This is a genomic window from Mycobacterium sp. (assembly GCF_004298145.1).
GTDB lineage: Bacteria > Actinomycetota > Actinomycetes > Mycobacteriales > Mycobacteriaceae > Mycobacterium.
In genome coordinates this window covers 70,803-91,892 of record NZ_SCRH01000068.1, presented here as the reverse complement: position 1 = coordinate 91,892, position 21,090 = coordinate 70,803, and the positions used below count along the sequence as shown (strand labels likewise).

General features: G+C 67.4%; 20 protein-coding genes. 12 read left to right on the top strand and 8 right to left on the bottom strand.

Features of this window, described 5'->3' with window-relative positions; all coding sequences use genetic code 11:
* The first annotated feature begins 9 nt into the window (after positions 1-9).
* Positions 10-495: a nuclear transport factor 2 family protein gene (locus tag EPN51_RS27230; RefSeq protein ID WP_293049028.1), complete on the top strand. Its 486-nt coding sequence runs from the start codon at positions 10-12 to the stop codon at positions 493-495.
* Between the two features lie 45 nt (positions 496-540).
* On the opposite strand, the gene EPN51_RS27225 is transcribed toward EPN51_RS27230, so the two are convergent.
* The 4 genes from EPN51_RS27225 to EPN51_RS27210 form a co-directional block, all read right to left on the bottom strand.
* Positions 541-1,422 carry an alpha/beta fold hydrolase gene (locus EPN51_RS27225; RefSeq protein WP_293048980.1) on the bottom strand — a complete coding sequence of 294 codons (882 nt, stop codon included), beginning with the start codon at positions 1,420-1,422 and terminating at the stop codon, positions 541-543.
* 63 nt (positions 1,423-1,485) lie between these two features.
* Positions 1,486-2,877 (bottom strand): wax ester/triacylglycerol synthase family O-acyltransferase, encoded by a 1,392-nt coding sequence (locus EPN51_RS27220; RefSeq protein WP_293048979.1) that lies wholly within the window; start codon positions 2,875-2,877, stop codon positions 1,486-1,488.
* A 308-nt stretch (positions 2,878-3,185) separates the two neighbouring features.
* A complete protein-coding gene (locus tag EPN51_RS27215) occupies positions 3,186-3,620 on the bottom strand; it encodes a nuclear transport factor 2 family protein (protein ID WP_293048978.1) in 435 nt (144 codons plus the stop codon).
* 251 nt (positions 3,621-3,871) lie between these two features.
* On the bottom strand, positions 3,872-4,717 hold the full coding sequence (locus tag EPN51_RS27210) for an SDR family oxidoreductase (protein WP_293048977.1): 846 nt from the start codon (positions 4,715-4,717) through the stop codon (positions 3,872-3,874).
* A gap of 234 nt (positions 4,718-4,951) precedes the next feature.
* On the opposite strand from EPN51_RS27210, the gene EPN51_RS27205 reads away from it, so the two are divergent.
* Both EPN51_RS27205 and EPN51_RS27200 read left to right on the top strand, forming a co-directional pair.
* Entirely contained in the window at positions 4,952-5,968 is a 1,017-nt protein-coding gene (locus tag EPN51_RS27205; protein ID WP_293048976.1) for an alpha/beta hydrolase, read from the top strand.
* A gap of 160 nt (positions 5,969-6,128) precedes the next feature.
* A complete protein-coding gene (locus tag EPN51_RS27200) occupies positions 6,129-8,798 on the top strand; it encodes an FHA domain-containing protein (protein ID WP_293048975.1) in 2,670 nt (889 codons plus the stop codon).
* Between the two features lie 24 nt (positions 8,799-8,822).
* On the opposite strand, the gene EPN51_RS27195 is transcribed toward EPN51_RS27200, so the two are convergent.
* From EPN51_RS27195 to EPN51_RS27185, 3 genes are all read right to left on the bottom strand, one after another.
* On the bottom strand, positions 8,823-8,987 hold the full coding sequence (locus EPN51_RS27195) for a hypothetical protein (protein ID WP_293048974.1): 165 nt from the start codon (positions 8,985-8,987) through the stop codon (positions 8,823-8,825).
* 177 nt (positions 8,988-9,164) lie between these two features.
* Positions 9,165-9,989: a hypothetical protein gene (locus EPN51_RS27190; RefSeq protein ID WP_293048973.1), complete on the bottom strand. Its 825-nt coding sequence runs from the start codon at positions 9,987-9,989 to the stop codon at positions 9,165-9,167.
* A complete protein-coding gene (locus EPN51_RS27185) occupies positions 9,986-10,615 on the bottom strand; it encodes a TetR/AcrR family transcriptional regulator (protein ID WP_293048972.1) in 630 nt (209 codons plus the stop codon). The genes EPN51_RS27190 and EPN51_RS27185 overlap by 4 nt, the downstream gene beginning before the upstream one ends.
* A 197-nt stretch (positions 10,616-10,812) precedes the next feature.
* Here EPN51_RS27185 and EPN51_RS27180 point away from each other — a divergent pair, with 197 nt between their 5' ends.
* The 7 genes from EPN51_RS27180 to fadD1 all read left to right on the top strand — a co-directional run bounded on the left by EPN51_RS27180 (position 10,813) and on the right by fadD1 (position 17,423).
* Complete coding sequence (locus EPN51_RS27180; protein WP_293048971.1) at positions 10,813-12,000, top strand: acyl-CoA dehydrogenase family protein; 1,188 nt, start codon at positions 10,813-10,815, stop codon at positions 11,998-12,000.
* 22 nt (positions 12,001-12,022) lie between these two features.
* Positions 12,023-13,144, top strand: coding sequence for an acyl-CoA dehydrogenase family protein (locus EPN51_RS27175; protein ID WP_293049027.1), 1,122 nt, complete (start codon positions 12,023-12,025; stop codon positions 13,142-13,144).
* Complete coding sequence (locus tag EPN51_RS27170) at positions 13,137-13,637, top strand: MaoC family dehydratase N-terminal domain-containing protein (RefSeq protein ID WP_293048970.1); 501 nt, start codon at positions 13,137-13,139, stop codon at positions 13,635-13,637. The genes EPN51_RS27175 and EPN51_RS27170 overlap by 8 nt, the downstream gene beginning before the upstream one ends.
* Positions 13,634-14,089 (top strand): MaoC/PaaZ C-terminal domain-containing protein, encoded by a 456-nt coding sequence (locus tag EPN51_RS27165; RefSeq protein WP_293048969.1) that lies wholly within the window; start codon positions 13,634-13,636, stop codon positions 14,087-14,089. The genes EPN51_RS27170 and EPN51_RS27165 overlap by 4 nt, the downstream gene beginning before the upstream one ends.
* The gene (locus EPN51_RS27160) at positions 14,086-15,288 is read left to right on the top strand and encodes a thiolase family protein (protein ID WP_293048968.1); all 1,203 of its coding nucleotides are present in this window, start codon (positions 14,086-14,088) and stop codon (positions 15,286-15,288) included. Before EPN51_RS27165 ends, EPN51_RS27160 begins: the two co-directional genes overlap by 4 nt.
* Positions 15,289-15,338: 50 nt before the next feature.
* Positions 15,339-15,740, top strand: coding sequence for an OB-fold domain-containing protein (locus tag EPN51_RS27155; protein WP_293049026.1), 402 nt, complete (start codon positions 15,339-15,341; stop codon positions 15,738-15,740).
* A gap of 63 nt (positions 15,741-15,803) precedes the next feature.
* On the top strand, positions 15,804-17,423 hold the full coding sequence (gene fadD1, locus EPN51_RS27150) for a fatty-acid--CoA ligase FadD1 (RefSeq protein ID WP_293048967.1): 1,620 nt from the start codon (positions 15,804-15,806) through the stop codon (positions 17,421-17,423).
* 15 nt (positions 17,424-17,438) lie between these two features.
* Here fadD1 and EPN51_RS27145 read toward each other — a convergent pair whose 3' ends face one another.
* Positions 17,439-18,332, bottom strand: coding sequence for a DMT family transporter (locus tag EPN51_RS27145; RefSeq protein ID WP_366509475.1), 894 nt, complete (start codon positions 18,330-18,332; stop codon positions 17,439-17,441).
* Positions 18,333-18,520: 188 nt separating this feature from the next.
* Here EPN51_RS27145 and EPN51_RS27140 point away from each other — a divergent pair, with 188 nt between their 5' ends.
* A complete protein-coding gene (locus EPN51_RS27140; RefSeq protein ID WP_293048965.1) occupies positions 18,521-19,618 on the top strand; it encodes a ferredoxin reductase in 1,098 nt (365 codons plus the stop codon).
* A gap of 15 nt (positions 19,619-19,633) precedes the next feature.
* On the top strand, positions 19,634-21,037 hold the full coding sequence (locus tag EPN51_RS27135) for an acyl-CoA desaturase (RefSeq protein ID WP_293048964.1): 1,404 nt from the start codon (positions 19,634-19,636) through the stop codon (positions 21,035-21,037).
* Positions 21,038-21,090 lie beyond the last annotated feature (53 nt).

Sequence of the window (21,090 nt, the reverse complement as noted above, 5' to 3'; positions counted from 1 at the left end):
GAGAACACCGTGACCGCCGTCGACGAACTGCTGGCCCGGGTGCGCCGGCTCGAGGACGAACGCGACATCGCCCGGTTGATCGCGTCCTATGGCCCGGCGGTCGACGCCGGCGATGCCGACACCGCCGCGGGCCTGTGGGCGAATGACGGCAGCTACGACGTCGACGGCCGGCACATGCGCGGCCGCGCCGGCGTGCACGCGATGATCAGCTCGTCGGCGCACCAAAATCTGGTGGCCAAGGGCTGCTCTCACTTCCTCGGGCCGTGTGTCGTCACCGTCGACGGCGATGAGGCGGTCGCGGTCTGCGAGTCCGTCGTGCTGGTCCGCGACGGCTCCGAAAAGGGTTCCTACCGCGTATGGCGCTGCACCGCAAACCATTTCGCGCTGCAACGGGTCGACGGTCACTGGCGGATCGGCGCGCGCACCAGCCGGGTGCTCGACGGCAACCCCGACGCGCACGCGTTGTTGACGAAAGGCCTTGCGGGGTCCGCGTAATCGAGGGCGGCGCCCCGCGTCGCGCGGCGGCGCTCGCGATCACCGCTAGCCGCGCGACAGGAACGCCAGCACAGCGCTTTCGAACGCCTCCTTGGCCTCGATCATCGCCCAGTGCCCCGAGTTGGGGAAGATGTGCAGTTCCGCGTTGGGAATCGTGCGCATCGGGATGAGGGCCATATCGGGCGGGCTCACCCTGTCGTCTCGGCCCCAGGTCAGCAGGGTGGGCGCGGTGAGCTTGTGCATGGTGGCCCACGGCAGCGGCCGGTCGGAGGCGCTCATCGCGGCGTTCATCGCGCCGAACGCCGCCTTGCCGTACATGCGTCGCGCCGCGGCCAGCGTGTCGGGGTCGGTGGCCAGCTGCCAGCGCTCCTCGATCAGTTGCTCGGTGACCAGCCCTTGGTCGTAGACCATCGATTTGAGCCAGTCGACGAGCCGTTGCCGCGTCGGGTCCTCGACGAATTCCTGCAGCAGCCGGATGCCCTCGCTGGGGCTGGGGCTGAAGATGTTGGTGCCGATGCCGCCGATGGTTACCAGCCGACCGATGCGGCCGGGACTGTGGGTGGCGAAGTTGATGCCCACACCGCCGCCCATCGAGTTGCCGACGATGTGTACCTTGTCGACGCCGAGCGCATCCAAAAATGGCGATACGGTGCCGAACGCAGTGACCATCGGGTGGCCGCCGAAATCGTCGCTGACCCCGAAGCCGGGGAATTCCAGGATCAGGCACCGATAGTGGGCGGCGAAGGCCGGCAGCACCCCGCGGAAGTTGCGCCACCCCGTGACGCCGGGCCCCGAGCCGTGCAGGAACAGCAGCACCGGGCCGGAGCCGTGGCCCCCCGTGTCGTAGTAGCGCAAAGCGCCTTTTTCCGTGCTGATTTCACGCAGGTCTTGCTCGGCGAGGGTCGTCCGTCCAGAAGTGTCTGCCACGGATGTCACCCTGCCATGCCGTGGCGGCGGGATTGGACGGGGTTCCGCTGAACGGGCGGCCGTCTAGGTTCGGCCGCGGGCCGCCTCGGTTGAATTCATCAGCTCTTTGAGCGCGACGGGAAACGCCTCGGCCAGGTCCCAGAGGTCGGGGACGAGGTCGGGGCAGGAAATGATGCCGACGCCGAGCCGGCCGCCCAGCGACATCACGGTGATGTTGAGGCCGGCGCCGGCGATGATCGGACCAAGCGGGTACATCGTGTCGAGCCGGCAACCGAGGAAGTAGAGCTGGTGCTGCGGGCCGGCCACGTTGGACATCACCAGGTTGTGCGGCGGCTTTTCGGGCAGCGGTATGCGGGGCAGCAGTTTCATCGCGGCGCCGAACATGCTCTGCCCGGCCACTTGCGTCCAGTCCTGCAGCAGGGTCGGCCCCATCGCGGCGGCGTGGTCCTTGGCCGCGGCGTTCCCGGTGGCGATGTTGGTGAGGCGTTCGACGGGGTCGTCGATGTGGGTTTCGAGCCGGCACAGCATCCAGGTCGTCTGGTTGCGCCCCGGCCGAGCGGACTTGCCGCGGACGGACACCGGCACGCTGGCGACCATCGGAATGTGCGGCAGGGCGTCGCGGTCGGAGAAGAACTGGCGCAATGCCCCCGCGCACATCGCCGTCACCACGTCGTTGACGGTCACGCCGAACCGTTGTTTGACGGTTTTGACGTCGTCGAGGTCGACGCTGGTCAAGGCAATGTTGCGGCGCCTGGTGAACCGGCCGTTGAACGCCGTCGGCGGGGCCGCGAAGGGGGCCGCCATGGTGCGGCCGCTGCGTGCGCGCAGGACCGTCTGCGCCAGCGTCAGGGCCGTGGCCGGCACGACCCGGGCCAGGCGCCACGGCCGCAACGCCGCCCCGATCAGGCCGCTGGCGGCGATCTGCAGTGGATTCGCCGCGCCGGTCCGGGCGGCCGGTTCTGGCGGCGGCGCGTCGGGCGCGTTGCTGCACAACTGCGCGAGCAGGTTGGCTCCGCCCACGCCATCGACCACCGCGTGGTGGGCCTTGACGATGACGGATAGCGCGTCGCCGCCGTGCAGGCCTTCGATGACCCACATTTCCCACAGCGGACGATCGCGATCGAGTGCCAGCCCGGCGACGTGGCCGCAGATTTCCGCTAATTCTTGGGGTCCCCCGGGCGACGGCAGCGCGACGCGGTGGAGGTGACGGGCCAGCTCGAACCGGTCGTCGTCCACCCACACCGGATGGTCGAAGTTCAGTTGGTTGTCGGCCAGCTTGAGGCGGAATTCGGGCACGGCGTCCACCCGGGCCGCCAACGCCTCACGGAAGCGCGCGAAGCTATAGCCACCTGGGGTCGTCGTGGGATCGAGCTCCAGGACACAGCAAACATTCAACGGCTGCGTCGGTGATTCGAGGTACAAAAAGAACGCGTCTAGCCCACTGAGTCGTTGCATACCTGCTCGTCTCCTGTGCGCGGCCTCGACGGCTGGTCACGTGACCATCGGTCATCCCGCGGCCCCCAACGGAGGGAGGGGCGGCCGCAACCTGTTGGTGTGACATCTATCTGTAGCCGCTGATGGGCTGTCGGCAAACATTCGCCGGTACATTTAACGAAATCGCCATGTCGCGGACGCTTGTTGCGGCCCGCAGGTGTCGACGAACAGGTCGATCCGGGGTGAGCGGTGCTCGGATCCTTCGTCTATACGAAATACCAACGGGCGCATAGGGTTTGATGCCATCACGGTCGCTCCGCCCCGGGGGGCTAGCGAGCCATGGCCGAGTCGGGCGCCGCCCAGTCCGTCGACACCTGGCGGCGCTTGATCAGCCAGGTGCCGCCATCTGGCACCAGGATGTCCCGGTAACGGCCGCAGTGGTCGAGCCCGATATGGGTGATCACGGTGAAGTACGACTTGACCTGCGCCTGGCCGGGCGTCAGCTCGGTGAACGACACATTCGCGACGTTATGGCGCACAATCGGTTTGACACCGGCGTCGATGGCGACCTTTCCGGTGACACCGCCCAAGAACTCCGCGATCGCCGATCGTCCGCGCAGTGGCTCGAAACCGCGAATCTCGAGGGCGCCGTCCGGGCAGAAAGTCTCCGCGAGGCCGTCGAGCGCACCGGCGTCGCCGGACCAGTTATAGCGCGCCAAGGTGTCGCGGATGTGCTCACGGGCCACCAGCTCCCACATTTCCACTGTTACGGCTCCTTTCGCCGCTGACCGTGCGCAGCGATGTCGGGTCAATAGCGTAGACGATACGGCGGGAAAACTCAGGCCCCGGATCCGCCAGTGCACTGTCAACGTTCCTGAACGGCAACGCAATTGGGCCACGCCACGCGCACGCTTGCCCGCTATGGGCGTGCACAGGCCGACGGATCGGTGCTGTGGCGAGATTGCCTCCCGCGCGGGCACTCTGAGGAATTCGGCGGTGTGCCCAGGCTGCGTGATCAGGGGTCGACGGGCCGGTTCGTCCACTCCCGGCCGGGCCGGCGGGACGAGCGGAACCATCCGCCGGCCGCGCCGGTGCCGCCGTCGGTGGGGATGGTGTGGCCGGTGACGAAGGACGACAGGTCCGAGGCCAGAAACAGGATCACGCGGGCCTGATCCTCGGGCAGGCCCATCCGCCCGACCGGAACCCACTGCGGCCACCGCGTCTGTTCCTCCGCCGAAAGCCATTGCGAATAGGGCACTTGCAGCGACTCGGTGACGTCGGGAGCGATCGCGTTGACCCGCACCCCGCGGTTGCCCACTTGGACCGCGAGGCTGCGGGTGAATGCGATCAGGGCGGCCTTGAACGCGGCATACACCGGATCCTCCGGGTAGCCGCGCAGTCCCTCGACCGACGAGACGTTCACGATCGCCCCGGTATGCCGGTCCACCATGGCGGGCAGGAATGCGCGGGTGAGCAGAAAAACGTGGTGCAGGTTGATTTGGTACAGCTCATCCCAGAGCCGCGGGTCGGTGTCGACGAAGTTTCCGGGGTGGCGCAACCAGTGGCCCACGTTGTTGACCAGCACGTCCACCCGGCCATACCCATCCAGCACCGTTCGGGCCAAGCGGGTGACCTGGTCGGGGTTTCGGACGTCGGCGACGACCGCCCGCGCGGATGCGCCGGATGCCGTGATGGCCGAGACGGTTGCGTCGGCGAGTTCGCCGTCGATGTCCGCGATGACGACGTGCGCACCGTGTCGGGCGAAAAGTTGCGCAGTGGCCGCGCCGATGCCGCCTCCGCCGCCCGTCACGACCGCCACCCGGTCGGCCAGCAACGGGTCGGGACGATCTCCGTGTGTCATCGCTCATATCCTGGGCCACTCGACAGGCCCGGCCACAGCCGGTACTACCCAAATCCGGCCGCACGACAACCGCAATCGCTGTGAGCGAGTGGTACCCCTCTCTTTGGACGGCAAACGGTGACGTACCCGACGTTTGCTGCGCGCGGATCGATCGATATGCCGGGTACCCGATGCCCACTGAGGAGTTGATGACACATCGTGAGCACAATCGAATCGGCCCATATATTGCCGAGCGTGGCGACGACGCGGCGCATGCATCATCGCCAGAGCCCGCAATCGGTCGCCGTATCGCTCGCCAGCCGCCTGATCGTCAAGAACGCGGTCCGCGCATGGGCTGTCACGCCGAACCTGCACTGGCCATTTGAGTATGTCGACAGTTTTGCGGGATTGGTTCCGCGGTTCGGATCATCGGCGCAGACCGAGCCGGTGCGGCTCGAGCACTGTTCCGCCGAGTGGGTTCGCGCGCCCGGCGTATCGGGGGAGCGGGCGATTCTGTATCTGCACGGCGGCGCATTCCTCACCTGCGGCCTCAACACCCATCGCTCGCTGGTGACTCGCCTGTCGAAGCACGCCGATGCCGCCGTGCTCGCGGTCGGGTACCGGAAGCTGCCCGCACATCAGATCACCGATGCCATCGACGATGGGATCAGCGGCCTGCGTTGGCTCCAGGACCGCGGCTACGACGGCGACCGGGTCGTGGTGGCCGGCGACTCGGCCGGGGGATACCTGGCGTTCATGACCACGCTGTTGGCGATTCGTGAGGACGTCATGGAGCCGGCCGGGGTTGCGACCGTCTCACCGTTTACCGACGCGGATCCGGCGCGAAAGCTCAAGCACCCCAACGCACGTAAGTGCTCGATGTTCACCCACCGGGCATTCTCGATGTTCGCTCAGTACCTCAGCAACGCACAGGTTTTGGACGGCCCGGGCGACTGTCCGGTTGCCTCACCGGTGGATGCCGACCTGTCCTCGTTGCCGCCGGTCACGATTCACGCGAGCTCGGACGAACTGTTGGTCGCCGACGCCGAGCTGATGGCGAAGCGCCTGGAAGCCAGCGGAATCCGCTGCGACCTGCACCTGTGGGACGGACAAATCCATGACTTCCCGCTGGCCGCCGACATCTTGCCCGAGGGCAGGCGGGCCATCCAATACCTCGGGGATTTCGTCAAAGACGTCACCCCTGTCGGGAACAAGGCCCGGAATAAGGTCTGGAACGCACGCCGCCTGCGCAGCGCCGCGGTCGCGGGTTGAAATCCTCGAAAGTAAATGCGCTGCAGGGTGATTCGGTCGGCGACGCACTTCCTCGACTTCGGAAGCTGCGGTTGTTTCACGCTGCCGGTGACGGCCGAAGCCGGTGCCCGGGGATGAGCGGAACGCCCACGTTGCGCCGCTGCCGTTACAGTTGGTCCTGATGAGCCCACCAGCCCCGCCTGCGCTGACCGTGCGGTACGAGGGAGCCGAGCGCACCTTCGCGGCAGGCAACGATGTAGTGATCGGGCGCGACCTTCGCGCGGACCTCCGCGTCGCCCACCCCCTGATCTCCCGCACGCACCTCATCGTGAGGTACGACCAGGGCCGATGGATGGCCATCGACAACGGCAGCCTCAATGGCCTTTACGTGAACAGCCGCCGCGTCCCGGTCGTCGATATCCAGGATGGGCTGCGTGTCAACGTCGGCAACCCGGACGGTCCGGCGTTGTCCTTCGAGGTCGGCCGCCACCAGGGTTCGGCCGGGCGCCCGCCGCTGACGACGTCGATACCGATCGTCAGCGCGCCCCGCGGAGCGATGGTGGGGGCGCCACCGGGCCCGCTGACCGGCGCGCAACGGCCCGACCAGCCCCAGCAGCCGGCATCGGCCTCGTTCCGCCATCCCGTGCATCCGCCCACCGCTGCGCAGCCCGGCCAGCCGCCCAGCGGACCGACGACGAGCTATCCCTCGGGCCCGCAGGCGCGCTATCCGACCAATGGCCCCCTGGCCGCGCCCCCCAGCGGATCCCAGCCCGCACCGCAGATCTACCGGCCGCCGTCGATGCACGCGGCCCCGCCCACCACCGCACAGCCGGCGGCGTCCCAGGCGGGCCGCGTCGGCGGTGACTCGTCGATCATCGCGACGTCGATGATGAAGATCCTGCGGCCGGGCAGGGCCGGGCTGGAATCGACACCGGGTGCGATCACGATCGGCCGCGCCAACGACAACGACATCGTCATTCCCGAGGTTCTGGCATCACGTCACCACGCCACCCTGATCCCGGCGCCCGGCGGCACTGAGATCCATGACAACCGCAGCATCAACGGCACGTTCGTCAACGGCGTCCGGGTCGATTCGGCCGTGCTGCGCGACGGCGATGTCGTCACGATCGGCAACATCGACCTCGTCTTCGCCGGTGGCACCCTGGCCCGCCGTGACCAGACCGCGACCGCGGCGCGCACCGGCGGCCTCGACGTGCGCGGGGTGACCTGGACCATCGAGAACAACAAGACGCTGCTGGACAACATCTCGCTGACCGCGCTTCCCGGGACGTTGACGGCGATCATCGGGCCGTCCGGCGCCGGCAAATCGACGTTCGCCCGGCTGGTCGCCGGGTACACGCACCCCACCACGGGGACGGTGTCGTTCGAGGGCCACAACGTGCACGCCGAGTACGCGTCGTTGCGCAGCCGAATCGGAATGGTGCCGCAGGACGACGTGGTGCACGGCCAGCTGACCGTTCAGCAGGCGCTGATGTACGCCGCCGAACTGCGGCTGCCGCCGGACACCACCAAGGACGACCGCGCGCAGGTGGTGGCCCGGGTGCTCGAGGAACTCGAGATGACCCAGCATCTGCACACGCGGGTCGACAAGCTGTCCGGCGGGCAGCGCAAGCGTGCGTCGGTGGCGCTGGAGTTGCTCACCGGGCCGTCGCTGCTGATCCTCGACGAGCCGACATCCGGGCTGGACCCGGCGCTGGACCGGCAGGTGATGACCATGCTCCGGCAGCTGGCCGACGCCGGTCGCGTGGTGCTCGTGGTGACCCACTCCCTGACCTATCTGGACGTCTGCGATCAGGTTTTACTGCTCGCACCCGGCGGCAAGACCGCGTTCTCCGGGACGCCCAGCCAAATCGGTCCGGCCATGGGCACCACCAACTGGGCTGACATCTTCAGCACCGTCGCCAGCGACCCCGACGGATCCCGGGCGCGCTACCTGGCCCGGACGGGCCCGCCTCCCGCGCCGCCCCCGGCGGAGAAACCCGCCGAACTCGGCGATCCCTCACACACCAGCCTGGTCCGGCAGTTCTCCACGATCGCGCGTCGCCAGATACGGTTGATCGTCTCGGACCGTGGCTATTTCGTGTTCCTGGCGTTGCTGCCGTTCATCATGGGTGCATTGTCGATGTCGGTGCCCGGCGATGTCGGCTTCGGCATCCCGAACCCGATGGGTGCGGCCCCCAACGAGCCGGGGCAGATCCTGGTGCTGCTGAACGTCGGTGCGGTGTTCATGGGCACCGCGCTCACCATCCGCGACCTCATCGGGGAGCGCGCGATCTTCCTGCGTGAGCAGGCGGTCGGCCTGTCCACGTCGGCGTATCTGCTGGCGAAGGTGTGCGTCTACACGGTCTTCGCGATCGTCCAGTCGGCGATCGTGACCATCATCACGGTGCTCGGCAAGGGCGCCCCGACCCAGGGCGCGGTGGCCCTGGGCAAGCCCGGGCTGGAGTTGTTCGTCGACATCGCGCTGACATGCGTCGCCTCCGCCATGTTGGGGCTGGCATTGTCGGCCGTCGCCAAGTCCAACGAGCAGATCATGCCCCTGCTGGTGGTGGCCGTCATGTCGCAGCTGGTGTTCTCCGGCGGGATGATCCCGGTGACCGGCCGGGTGGGGTTGGATCAAATGTCCTGGGCCACGCCCGCGCGATGGGGATTCGCGGCGTCGGCGTCCACCGCCGACCTGACCAAACTGGTGCCCGGCCCGCTGACTCCGAAGGATTCGCACTGGCAGCACACGCCGGCCACGTGGTCGTTCGACGTCGGCATGCTGGTGCTCATCAGCGCCGTCTATCTGGGTTTTGTGCGCTGGAAGATTCGCCTCAGGGGCGGCTGATCGCTCGCGGCCGGGCCGCGTCCGTCAGGCGCCCTTGCGGACCATCCGGTCGGCCGCGGCGCGCATGCGCTCGGACAGTTGCAAAAGATTGTGCTCGCCTACCCCGCCGGGAAGGGTATACGCCAGTTGCCTCAACTCGACGGCATAGCCGCGCAGATCTTCCCGGAGGCGCATCTCGACAGTGGGCATCATTTCTCCCTCGGGCTGGGCGGAGTGCCTGGTCCGCGTCGACCAGCCGACCTGACTAGAAATTTTGGCAGCCCCGCGGCGGATCCGCGAGAGCGTCGACGCGATTTAACGGGAGTGTGACAGCGGATTTACAGCTCGGGCGCGCAGCGCGGTATCAAGCGTTCCCGCTTGATTGGCTCACGGGCGCGCCGCGACAAACGTTTCGTTCGTCACGCCGGCGATGAGTTCCTCGACATCAAAAGGCCGATCGAGACGAGCATGAAGTCTTTCGCGGTCGACGAGAAGACTGATCTCGGCGGTCTCGCGAGCAAATAGCTTGCCGAAATACGGGTAGAGCCAACGCATCAGCGCTCGCTCCGCGCGGCTGCAGCGCGCGGCGCAGTAACCGACGTGGCCCAGTTCATCGGTGAGGATTTCGGTGTACAGCCGCTCGATCCGGGCGGCGACTTCTGGTTCGCCGGCGAACAATTCGACGCCGGAGCGGCGCAATTCGTCGAACATGATGCAACCTGCCATTTCGGCTGCGCCCACGAAGGCAAACCCGAAGCGTTCGGGCAAGAACACCTCCATCTTGACGAACTGGCGCATCACGAACGGGGGCACCACCACGTGGAACGGCAAACCGAATATGTCCAGCACGTAGGCCAATAGCCTGGTGTGATAGTGCTCTTCGAGCGCGAGATAGATCCGTTCCGGCGGCTCGTCCTCGCCGCCGATGCGTCCGTAGGTGTCTCCCAAATCCACGCCGAATCGTTCGGCTTGGTTCAGCTTGGCGGTGGCCAGGAGGAACAGCATGTCCCGGGATAACCCTGGTTCGGGTCGCCGACGACGCAGGTTCTTCATGAACACACCCCGGTCGACGGCATAGGCCGAGTGGACGGGATCGGCCTCCAGCGATTCGAAGAATTCCTCCCGATTGGCGAGGCGCCGATGCAGTAGGTCGGCATCCCCGTCGCGGCGCGCCAGGTAGTCCCGGTAACCCTCGATCCCCGTGCGGCTCATGCCGCCTCCATTCCCGAAATTACGGTCTGCACATATCGGTTGAGTAGGGCGTTGCGTGCCCGGGATGCCGGTGCGCCGGTGGCCAGCAACGCGAATAGCCCGGTCAAGAAGATCACCCCGAGTTCGCCCGCGTCGGCATCCGGAATCACCCGGCCCGCGGCCTGGGCTTTGGTGAGCGTGGCGATGAGGAAGCTGGCTAGCGGATGCTCGGCCAATTCGTCCTCGATGGGCCTTGTCGCGGAGAAGTGCAACCCCAGCATGTCTCTGAAGACCACCGGGCCCAACCGCTGCTCGGCGTCGAGCACCTCACGCACCAGCAGCTTGAGCAGCGACAGCAGATCGGGAGATCCGGTCTTCCGGTTCGCGAGTTTCGCGACGATCTTGATCTCCTCGGCCCGTTCCAACTCGACCAGCACGTGCTCTTTGGTCGGGAAGTGGAAGTAGAACGTGCCCCGCGCCACCCCGACCGCGGTCGCGATCGCGGCGACATCCGTTCCCGCCAATCCAGATCTGCCGATCTCCGCCACCGTCGCGTCGAACAGGCGCGCCCGGGTCGCAAGCCGTTGGGCCGCTCTGGTGTTGCCAACGGGTGAACGCGATTCTGAGGTCGACGACGCCGGGGGCACGATCGCAAAGCTACGTCACTCATTGCCACCCGTCAATGACAGGCGTCGGCGAAATCAAGGTTGCGCCGCGTCGGCGCGGACGGCACGTGGGGAGGGTGCCGAAGGTCATGCCACCGCGAAATTCCGGGCGCAGAATCGCAGCCGCGTTACGCTGGCGCTGCTTGGTGAACGGCTCGAAGAAAGGCACGGGTGCCGGGATGGATTTTGAGCTCGACGCCGGGCAGCGTGCCTGGCTGGAGGAGGTCCGCGAGTTTCTGCGCGACAATGTCACCCCCGCCCTGCGCGCCGAGCTCGCCGCGCACGACCTGGAGTTCGTTGGCGGCGAAGTGGCGCGGTTTCGTCGCAAGATCGGCGCGAAGGGCTGGTTCGGGCTGAACTGGCCGCGCGAATACGGCGGGCTCGGGCTCGGCGCCATTCACCTGCATCTCTTGATGAGCGAATTCGAATACTGGGGTGTGCCCGGCCCCGACCTGACCGTCACGTCGGTGGCGCCGATGATCATGCGGCACGGCACCGAGCGAAACAAGAACGAATGGCTGCCACTGATCGCCAGAGGCGAAATGATCTGTGCGGTCGGCTATTCCGAGCCCGAGGCCGGGACCGACCTGGCCAACCTGCGGACCAGCGCGACCCGGGACGCCGAGGAATGGGTGATCAACGGCACCAAGATCTGGAACAGCGGCGCCCAGCGGGCGACGCACGAATGGCTCTGCGTCCGTACCGATCCATCCGGTGCCCGCCACCGCGGCATCTCCGTCATCATCGTCCCGATCGAGGGCCCCGGCGTCGAAATCCGCCCGCTCTACGCGTGGTCGGGCTACCGCACCAACGAGGTGCACTTCCGCGACGTGCGGGTGCCGGCCACTAATCTCGTCGGTGAAGTCAACCGCGGCTGGACCTACATCACCGGCGCGCTCGACCTCGAACGCGGCGCACTGACCAACGCGGGAGACCTGCGCCGCGCCGTCGAGGAATTGCATGAGCTTTCGCGAAGCCCCCGCCGGGACGGAACGCTGCCCGCCGACGACCCGTCGGTTCGCCGTCGGCTGGCGCAGGCCGAAGCCGACGTCGCGGTGGCCACCCTGATGGGCTACGAGGCGGCGTCGATCCTCGACAGCGGCGTCAACAGCGCTACACCGACCGTCGAGGTGAGCGTCGAAAAAATATTCACCAGCGAGCTGCGCCAGCGCATCGCCGATCTGGCGCTCGATCTCCTCGGACCGGACGGCTTGCTGGCGCATCGCAGCGAATATGCCCCGCTGGCCGGCAAATTCGAGCGGCTCTACCGGGCCGCCCCGCTGATGCGGTTCGGTGGGGGTACCAACGAGGTGCTTCGCGACATCATCGCCCAGCGCGGGCACGGAATGCCCTCCTATGGACGCTGACTCCGAGCCCCACACACCACCGATGCAGACGATCCTGTCCGCCGAACAGCGCGAGTTCGCCTCGGCGTTACGCGCCCTGCTGGCCGCCGAGAATCCGGTCGGCCTGGTGCGCGCCCTCGATGAACCGGGTGCGGACCGCCGCACACCGGCCCTGTGGAAGGCGCTGACCGACGCGGGTGTCTTCGGCCTCGCCATCGCCGAGGAGTACGGCGGCGCCGGCGGCTCGCTCGACGACCTCGCCGTGTTCTACACCGAAGCCGGTCGCGCGCTGTGCCCGACGACGGTGTGCAGCAGCGTTCACGCCGCCCTCGCCATCGACCAACTCGGCTCCCCGGACGTCAAGGCCACCTGGCTGCCGCCGCTCACGTCCGGGAGCGTGCGCGCCACCACCGCGCTCTGGAACGCCCGCGACGCCGCGCTCGTCGTCCCGCCGCTGCGCGCCGATCCCGCCTCGGAACTGTGGCGGCTCAACGGAACCGCGGATTACGTCGCCGACGCCGACGTCGCCGATCTCATCGTGGTGTCGGCGGCCGCGGCCGAACGCACACTGGTCTTCATCGTCGACGGGCACGGCGGCGGTGTGACCGTCGAGCCGCTCGACATGGCCGGCGGGTACCGCGCATTCACCGTGCGCTTCGACGATGTGGTGGTGGCCGATCACGCGGTGCTCGACGGCGTCACCGCGCAGGCATTGCGCCGGCTGGCCAACACGGCGGTCGCGTTGGGATCACTCGATCTGGTGGGCGTCGGGCAGGCGGTGCTGGAGCGCACCGTCGAGTACACCAAGCTGCGCCATCAATTCGGCCGGCCCATCGCATCGTTTCAGGCCGCCCAGCATCTGATCGCCAACATGCACATCGCCCTGGCGGCAGCGCGATTGGCCGCGCACGCGGCGGTGTTCTGGCTGGGCCGCGGCCGCGCCGCGAGCAGGGAAACGGCCATCGCGCGCATGCATGCGGCCCGCGCGGCCCGGCTGATCACGCTGGACGCCCACCAACTGCACGGCGGGATGGGCTATGTCACCGAGACCGACCTGCATTTATGGACCGAGCGGGCCCGGCTCGGTTCGACGCTCGGCGGTGGAGCCGACGTCGCCGCATCGTGGTTGCAGGAGAGCATGCAAGAAGGGAGAGCCGGTGAGTGAGGACAGCTTGATCGACCCCGAGTCGGCATCGCGGGTGGGCATGGTCGCCGCGTCGGCCGCCGGCGAGGTGAACCGGCGCGACTGGCAACGGTGGGCGGCCGCGGTGGGTGAGGACAACCCGTTGTACTCCGACCCGGAGTACGCCCGCGCCAACGGCTTTCGCGACATCATCTGCCCACCGCTGTTTCTGCAGTACGCGATCCTCGGGGTGTCGCGGCTCGAGTCGCTGCGCCCCGACGGATCCTCCGGCGCGGTCTCCGGCAGCCTCGCGTTTCCCCGCGCCCCCAAGCGGATGGCGGGCGGGGAAAGCTTCACCTTTCACCTGCCCGCCTACCACCGCGACGAAATCGAAATGGTCCGAACCATCGAGTCCATCGTCGAAAAGCGGGGCCGCTCCGGCGGATTCGTGCTCGTCACCTGGCACACGGTGTATCGCAACCAGGCCCGCGACCTGCTGGCCGAGGCGTCGACGTCGATGATCGCCCGCCCATGAGCGACCAGCAGGTGTTCTATGACGATGTCGCCGTGGGCGACCACATCCCCACGCTGACGGTCGCCGTCGATGAGACCCAGATGTTCTTCTTTTCCGCCGCCACGTACAACGGGCACCGCATCCACTACGACAAACAGTGGGCCCGCGACACCGAAGGATACGACAACGTGCTGGTCCACGGTCCGCTGCAGGCGGCGCTGCTGGCCCGCGCCCTCGGGGACTGGATCGGCGGGCGGGGCCGTCTCGTGACGTTCTCGGTGCAGAACCGGGCGATCGCGTATCCCGGCGAGCCACTCAGTTTCGGTGGCGAAGTCACCCGCAAACGCCCGGGCGACACTGTTTTTAAGGGGACCGGACTGGTCGATCTGGAGATCGCCGGGCGCCGCGACGACACGGTGCTGATGCCGGGCACCGCCACGGTCGCGCTACCCCGGCGGGAGACTCGGGCATGAGCGGGCTGCGTGGAGAGGCCGCGATCATCGGCATCGCCGAGTTGGCGGCCGAACGGCGTCCCACCCGCCCGGCGTTGTTCACCCTCGACCAGTACGCGTTGTTGGCGAAGATGGTGATCGAGGACGCCGGTGTCGATCCCGACTGCGTCAACGGTCTGCTGACCCACGGCGTCGCCGAGTCGGCCATGTTCGCACCCGCCACCCTGTGCGAATACCTGGGCCTGGCACTGGATTTCGGTGAACGGGTCGACCTGGGCGGGGCCACGTCGGCCGGCATGGTGTGGCGCGCGGCGGCGGCGGTCGAACTCGGCATCTGCGAGGCGGCCCTGGCCGTGGTACCGGGCTCGGCGTCGGTGCCGCAGTCCGGGCGGCGGCCGCCGCCCGACCCGAATTGGTATGGGGCCTCCTCCAACAACTACGGCTCGCCGCAGGCCGAGTTCGAGATCCCCTACGGCAACGTGGGCCAAAACGCGCCGTATGCGCAGATCGCTCAGCGGTACGCGGCCGAATTCGGCTACGACCCGGACGCGGTCGCCAAGATCGCCGTGGACCAACGCACCAACGCGTGCGCCCATCCCGGCGCGGCCTTTCACGGCACCCCGATCACGGTGAACGATGTGCTGGAAAGCCCGATGATCGCCGACCCCATCCACATGCTGGAGACCGTGATGCGCGTGCACGGGGGAGCGGCGGTGTTGATCGCCAACGCCGACGTCGCCCGCCGTGCCCGCCACCGCCCGGTCTGGATCAAGGGGTTCGGCGAACACATCGCCTTCAAGACCCCCACCTACGCCGAGGATTTGCTGTCCACCCCGATCGCACGCGCCGCGGAGCGGGCGTTCGCGATGGCCGGGCTGAGCCGGTCCGATGTCGATGTCGCCTCGATCTACGATTGCTACACCATCACGGTGCTGATGAGTCTGGAGGACGCCGGGTTCTGCGCGAAAGGCAAAGGCATGTCCTGGATTAACGAGCGCGACCTGACCTATCGCGGCGACTTCCCGCTCAATACCGCCGGCGGCCAACTGTCGTTCGGCCAGGCCGGCATGGCCGGCGGCCTGCACCACGTCGTCGACGGCGCGCGCCAGCTCATGGGACGCGCCGGCGACGCGCAGGTGCCCGACTGTCACACCGCGTTCGTGACGGGTAACGGCGGCATCATGAGCGAGCAGGTCGCGCTGCTCATGCAGGGGGATTAGCGATGCCGCGCCGCGACGATGCGAAGCGAAGCGATGCGGGGGAGAGGCGCATATCGAGCCGCCCGGTCCCCGAGCCCACACCCGTCTCGCGTCCGTTTTGGGACGGCCTGGCGCAGCACCGGATCCTGGTGCAGTACTCGCCGTCACTTCAGCGGTACGTGTTCTACCCGCGCACCCTCGCCCCGGGCACCCTGGCCGACGACCTGCAATGGCGTGAAATCGACGGCGCCGCAACCCTATACACCTTCACGATCGCTCGCCGGCCCACCGGCCCGCCGTGGGCCGATGCGTTGCCGCAGCTGCTGGCGGTGGTGCAATGGGATGCCGGACCGAAATTCAGCACCGAGTTGGTCGACGCCGATCCCGGCGACATCCGGATCGGGATGCGGGTGGAGCCGGTGTTCTGCGATCTCGAAGACAAAATCACGCTACTGAAGTACCGGCCCGCATGACCTCGACGCCGGTGTCGGAGGCCCACCTGGATGACTCGATGACATCACAGGGGAAGTGAGACAGTGCTGGAGACGGTTCAGCAGCTCTTGCGGCAGCGCAGGCACGAGGACACCCCCGCGGTCGTCCACGGCGAGAAGACCTGGACCTGGCGCGAACACCTCGCCGAAGCCGAGGCCGAGGCGGCGGTGCTGATCGCGCGTGCCGATCGCACCCGGCCGCTGCATGTCGGTGCCGCGCTGGGCAATTCACCGGCCATGCTGCGCGCGATGGCCGCCGCCGCGCTCGGTGGCTACGTGCTGTGCGGCCTCAACACGACCCGCCGCGGGCCCGCTCTGCTCGCCGACATCGCGCGCTCCGACTGCCAAATTCTGCTCGTCGATGACGAACACATGCCCCTGCTGGAGGGCTTGGATCTCAACGGAATTCAGGTTCTCGACGTCGGCGGTGCGAGCTACGCCGATGCGGTGGCCGCGGCGCCCCCGCTGACTCCGCACCGCGAGGTCGGTGCCGCCGACACGTTCATGATGATCTTCACCTCGGGGACAAGCGGCGACCCCAAGGTGGTGCGGTTCGCGCACGGGATGGCGATCATGTGCGGCGCCAGCCTGATCTTCCAGTACGACGTCACCGCCGCGGACGTCTGCTATCTGGCGATGCCGCTGTTCCACTCCAACGGTGTCGCCGCCGGGTGGGTGGTCGCCATCGGCAGCGGGGCCACCATGGTCCCCGCGAAGTTCTCGCCGTCCCGGTTCCTGGACGACGTGCGCCGCTACAACGTCACCTACCTGAACTACGTCGGCAAGCCCCTGGCGTTGATCCTGTCCACCCCCGAGCGTCCCGACGACGCCGAGAACACGCTGCGGGTGGCCTTCGGCAACGAGGCGACCGATCGCGATATCGCCGAATTCGCACGGCGTTTCGGATGCCGCGTGGTGGACAGCTTCGGCTCCAGCGAGTTCGCGGTGATCGTCGTCCGAGAAGACGGCACTCCGCCCGGTTCCATCGGCAAGCCGTACCCCGGGGTGAGCATCTACAACTCGACGACCCTGACCGAATGTGACGTCGCGAGGTTCGACGCACACGGGGCGCTGAGCAACTTCGATGAGGCCGTCGGCGAGCTCGTCAACACCCAGGGTGCGGGGCCCTTCGTCGGCTACTACAACGATCCCGGCGCCACGGCCGAGCGCATGCGGCACGGGATGTACTGGTCGGGCGATTTGGCTTACCGCGATGCCGGCGGGTGGATCTACCTGGCCGGCCGGACCTCCGATTGGATGCGGGTGGACGGGGAGAACCTGGCCGCCGCCCCGATCGAGCGGATCTTGGCGCGGCTGCCCGGTATCAGCCAGGTCGCCGTCTATGCGGTCCCCGACGACCGGGTCGGTGACCAGGTGATGGCCGCCCTGGTGCTGCGTGCCGGGGCGGATCTGACCCCGGGCGATTTCGGGAAGTTCCTTGCGTCGCAGCCCGATCTGTCACCCAAGGCGTGGCCGCGCTACGTGCGCGTCAACGACCGCCTGCCCGCGACCGCGACCAACAAGATCCTCAAGCGTGCGCTCATCGCCGCGGGCGTCAGCGCGCAGGACGGTGTGTTGTGGACGCGTCCCGCGCGCGGCACCACCTATGCGCCGGCGGTCGAAAACGCCGATGGCCGTGCGGCCTCCACCCTGGCAGGTCCGTGAACTAGGTAGTGGTTTTCAGCCGGCCTCGGTGGGTGCGGGCGCTTCCCCGAACCGCGCCAGAACCAGTGTCCCGCACACGGCGATGGCGAACCCGGCGATCACCAGCCAGCCGAGCCCGTCGCGTACCGTGTCGCCCAACCACACCACCCCGACGAACGCGGGCGCGAGCGTCTCCCCGACAACCATCCCCGCCACGGCCGTGGTCACCGATCCGCGATGCAGCGCCGAGGTGAGCAACAGGAATCCGGCGGCGCCACCCGCCGCCACCGCGTACAGGGCCGGGTTGGCGTAGAAGGAGCGTCGGGTGGGATCGAGCGTGTCGATCAGGCGCACGCCCACCTCGACGACGCCGAAACCGGTTCCGGCGCCAAGCCCGAGTGCGAGCGAACGCGCACGGTCGGGCAGGCGTCCGGCGGCCGCACCGGCGATGAATATCGCGGCCACCACGCCCAGCAGCGCCCAGCCGAGCCCGGCGGGGCCATGCCGAAAGTGCCCGGGCCCGGCGGCCAGAGCGAGGACGACGAGGCTGGCGCAGACCACGCCCACGGCCGTCCATTCGACAGACGACAGCCGCGCCGACAAGACCCATGCGGCCACGACGCCGGTGACGGCGATCGATGCGGCCAACGCCGCGGCGACCACATAGATCGGCACCAAGCGCAGTGCGGCCACTTGAAGCAGAAACCCCGCGACGTCGAGGCCGACGCCGGCGAGGTAGCGCCACTGCCGGACGGCCCGCAACAGCAAGACGGTGTCGACACCCGAGCCGCTGCCCGCTTCCACCGATCGCGTCCCGGCCGCTTGCAACACGGTCGCGGTGCCGTAGCAGACCGAGCAGCCCAACGCGAGGAGGAAGCCGATCAGCACTTCACCGACAATAGCGGCGCAGAGGCCCGCGCATCCGAACATATGTTTGGGCGACACCTGGCCGGGGCACGTCAGAATTGCGCAGCGCATCAGCCCGAAACCGGGTCGACAACGGATAGTGAACGGCTATGCGGATGTAATATTTGCATTATCCACATATCTAGCGTTGGGCTGCAACGAGATTCAGAACAATGTTTAGCCTCGGTGCACATCTGTGTACTCCCTGATTTATGGCCGAACGCGGTGCCCAGCCCCACGTCCCCCGCGGGCGTCGGATATTTCTGCGCGCGGTGCGGCGATTGTTCAGCCCGCTACAGCCCGACGACTACCTGGAGATGATCAATCCGCTGTGGACCACCAAAGAGCTGCGCGGAAAGGTCGAACGCGTCGAGCCGCAGGGCTCGGAGGCGGCCAGCGTTCTGATCAAGCCCGGCTACGAATGGCCTGGTCACAAGCCCGGGCAGTATGTGCGGCTCGGCGTCGTCATCGACGGGGTGTACCACTGGCGCGCGTACTCGCTGACGTCGGATCCGGCGCCCGGGGACGGGCTGATCAGCGTGACGCCCAAGAAGGTGGACGGCGGCGTGGTCTCGCCGTATCTGGTGCAACGAATCCAGCCGCGGGATTTGGTGCGGCTCGGCGAGATCGAAGGCGTCTTCACCCTTCCCGATCCGCTGCCACCCAAGCTGCTGTTCATCAGCGCGGGCAGCGGCATCACGCCGGTGATCAGCATGCTGCGCAGCCTCGATCATCGCGACGAATTCGGTGACGTCGTGATCATCCACTCCGCGCGGACCCGCGAGCAGGTGATGTTTTTGTCCGCCCTCGAAGATCTCGCCCGCCGCCACCCGGGCATGCGACTGGATCTGCGCCTGACCTCAGAGCGTGGCCGGCTCAAGCCGGATGACCTGGACGAGGCATGCCCGGACTGGCGTGAACGAGAGACGTTCTGCTCGGGTCCCGGTGACATGCTCGACGCGCTGATCGAGCACTGGGAAACCAACGCCGACCGGGAACGGCTGCGCTTCGAGCGGTTTCAGCCCACAATCGGCGGCGGCACCCACGCCGGCGAAGGCGGCACCGTGTGCTTCCTCGACAGCGAGAAGGCTGTCCAATGTGACGGCGGGACATCGATTTTGGAGGCGGGGGAGAAGGCCGGGCTCAGCCTTGCCTACGGCTGTCGAATCGGAATCTGCCATACCTGCGTCGGGACGCTGAAGTCGGGGAAGCTGCGTGACCTGCGCTCGGGTCAGGTCATCGAGCCCACCGAGCAGGACGTCCGCATCTGCATCAACACCGCCGAAGGCGACGTGGAACTCGAATTGTGATGGAAAGGAGTGGTCGTGGCTACCGTCACGGAAAAGACCATGGAAAGCCCACTCGCACGCCTGCGCGAACAAGAGCGCGAAAAACTCGCCAAGGAACTCGATGCGATTCATGACGAGGTGTTCGCCGATCTGGGTGAGCGGGACCGGCGCTACATCAAGACGGTCATTTCGGTACAGCGACAAATCGTGGTTGCCGGCCGTGTCCTGCTGCTGGGATCGCGCTCGAAAACCGCGTGGATCCTGGGAACCGCCTGCCTGGGCATGGCCAAGATCCTCGAGAACATGGAGATCGGCCACAACGTGATGCACGGGCAATGGGATTGGATGAACGATCCCGATATCCATTCCTCCGTATGGGATTGGGATACCGCGTCGACCGCGGACGCCTGGAAGCATTCGCACAATTACATCCACCACACATTCACGAACATCCTCGGCAAGGATAAGGACCTCGGTTACGAGCTCCTGCGGATCGATCCGGCGCAGAAGTGGGCTCCGCGCTACCTGTTTCAGCCGATCTCCAACCTGCTGCTGACACTGCTCTTCGAGTGGGGGGTGGCGATCCACGATATGGACATCGAGGCCATACGCCGACGCGAGAAGCCATGGTCGGAGGTGCGTAAGGACCTGCGCGGCATCAGCGGGAAGGCGCGCGCACAGATCATCAAGGACTACCTCGGCTGGCCCTTGATCAGCGCCGGTGCCTTCGCGCTCGTCCAGCTGGCCGCACGCGGCAGGCTCGATCAGCCCGCGGAGTCGCGCCTGGGCAGGACGCTTCGTAGGGCCGGCAGGGGCCGCCTGGGCTCGACGGCGGGGTTCCTCGACAAGGTCCTGCCCGGGGTGGAAAGCACCTATCTACGGACCCTGGGCGCCGACGCGTTGGCCAACGTCATCCGCAACGTGTGGGCACACGCCATCATCTTCTGCGGCCATTTTCCCGACCAGACCTACACCTTCACCCCCGGAGAGGTCGAGAACGAGACGCGCGGCGGTTGGTACGTGCGCCAAATGGTCGGCGCCGCGAACATCGAGGGCGGCCCACTGTTTCACGTCGTCAGCGGCAATCTGGGCTATCAAGTGGAGCACCACCTCTACCCCGACATGCCGAGCAGCCGCTACTCGGAGATCGCGCCGAAGGTCAAAGACATCTGCGAACGCTACGAACTGCCATACAACTCCGGCCGGTTCTCGAAGCAGTGGCTGATGGTGCACCGCAGCATCTTTCGACTGGCATTCCCCGGAGGGAAGCCCCGGCGGAAACCCGGCCCCTACCGAAGCCAGGACGGTCGGACGCAAGCGCCGCGACCCAGCGAGGGTGCCCGGTTCCGGGAGCGTGTCCCGGCCGAACACCCGGCCGCGGGCCCAGAACACGAGTCCGGCGGCGTCGCGGTGCAGCCGCCGCCGCGCGGTAAGGACTGACGGCCCCACGTTCGGCGCGATGTGTCGTCGAACTTGAACCATTTTCGGCGACC

What these genes read in the sequence shown, in the direction of transcription:
- EPN51_RS27160 (WP_293048968.1), top strand. Translation starts at nt 14,086, where the DNA reads ATGAGCGGGCTGCGTGGAGAGGCCGCGATCATCGGCATCGCCGAGTTG.
- EPN51_RS27210 (WP_293048977.1), bottom strand. Translation starts at nt 4,717, where the DNA reads ATGACACACGGAGATCGTCCCGACCCGTTGCTGGCCGACCGGGTGGCG.
- EPN51_RS27190 (WP_293048973.1), bottom strand. Translation starts at nt 9,989, where the DNA reads ATGAGCCGCACGGGGATCGAGGGTTACCGGGACTACCTGGCGCGCCGC.
- EPN51_RS27145 (WP_366509475.1), bottom strand. Translation starts at nt 18,332, where the DNA reads ATGTTCGGATGCGCGGGCCTCTGCGCCGCTATTGTCGGTGAAGTGCTG.
- EPN51_RS27195 (WP_293048974.1), bottom strand. Translation starts at nt 8,987, where the DNA reads ATGCCCACTGTCGAGATGCGCCTCCGGGAAGATCTGCGCGGCTATGCC.
- EPN51_RS27175 (WP_293049027.1), top strand. Translation starts at nt 12,023, where the DNA reads ATGCAGACGATCCTGTCCGCCGAACAGCGCGAGTTCGCCTCGGCGTTA.
- EPN51_RS27220 (WP_293048979.1), bottom strand. Translation starts at nt 2,877, where the DNA reads ATGCAACGACTCAGTGGGCTAGACGCGTTCTTTTTGTACCTCGAATCA.
- EPN51_RS27180 (WP_293048971.1), top strand. Translation starts at nt 10,813, where the DNA reads ATGGATTTTGAGCTCGACGCCGGGCAGCGTGCCTGGCTGGAGGAGGTC.
- EPN51_RS27165 (WP_293048969.1), top strand. Translation starts at nt 13,634, where the DNA reads ATGAGCGACCAGCAGGTGTTCTATGACGATGTCGCCGTGGGCGACCAC.
- EPN51_RS27200 (WP_293048975.1), top strand. Translation starts at nt 6,129, where the DNA reads ATGAGCCCACCAGCCCCGCCTGCGCTGACCGTGCGGTACGAGGGAGCC.
- EPN51_RS27140 (WP_293048965.1), top strand. Translation starts at nt 18,521, where the DNA reads ATGGCCGAACGCGGTGCCCAGCCCCACGTCCCCCGCGGGCGTCGGATA.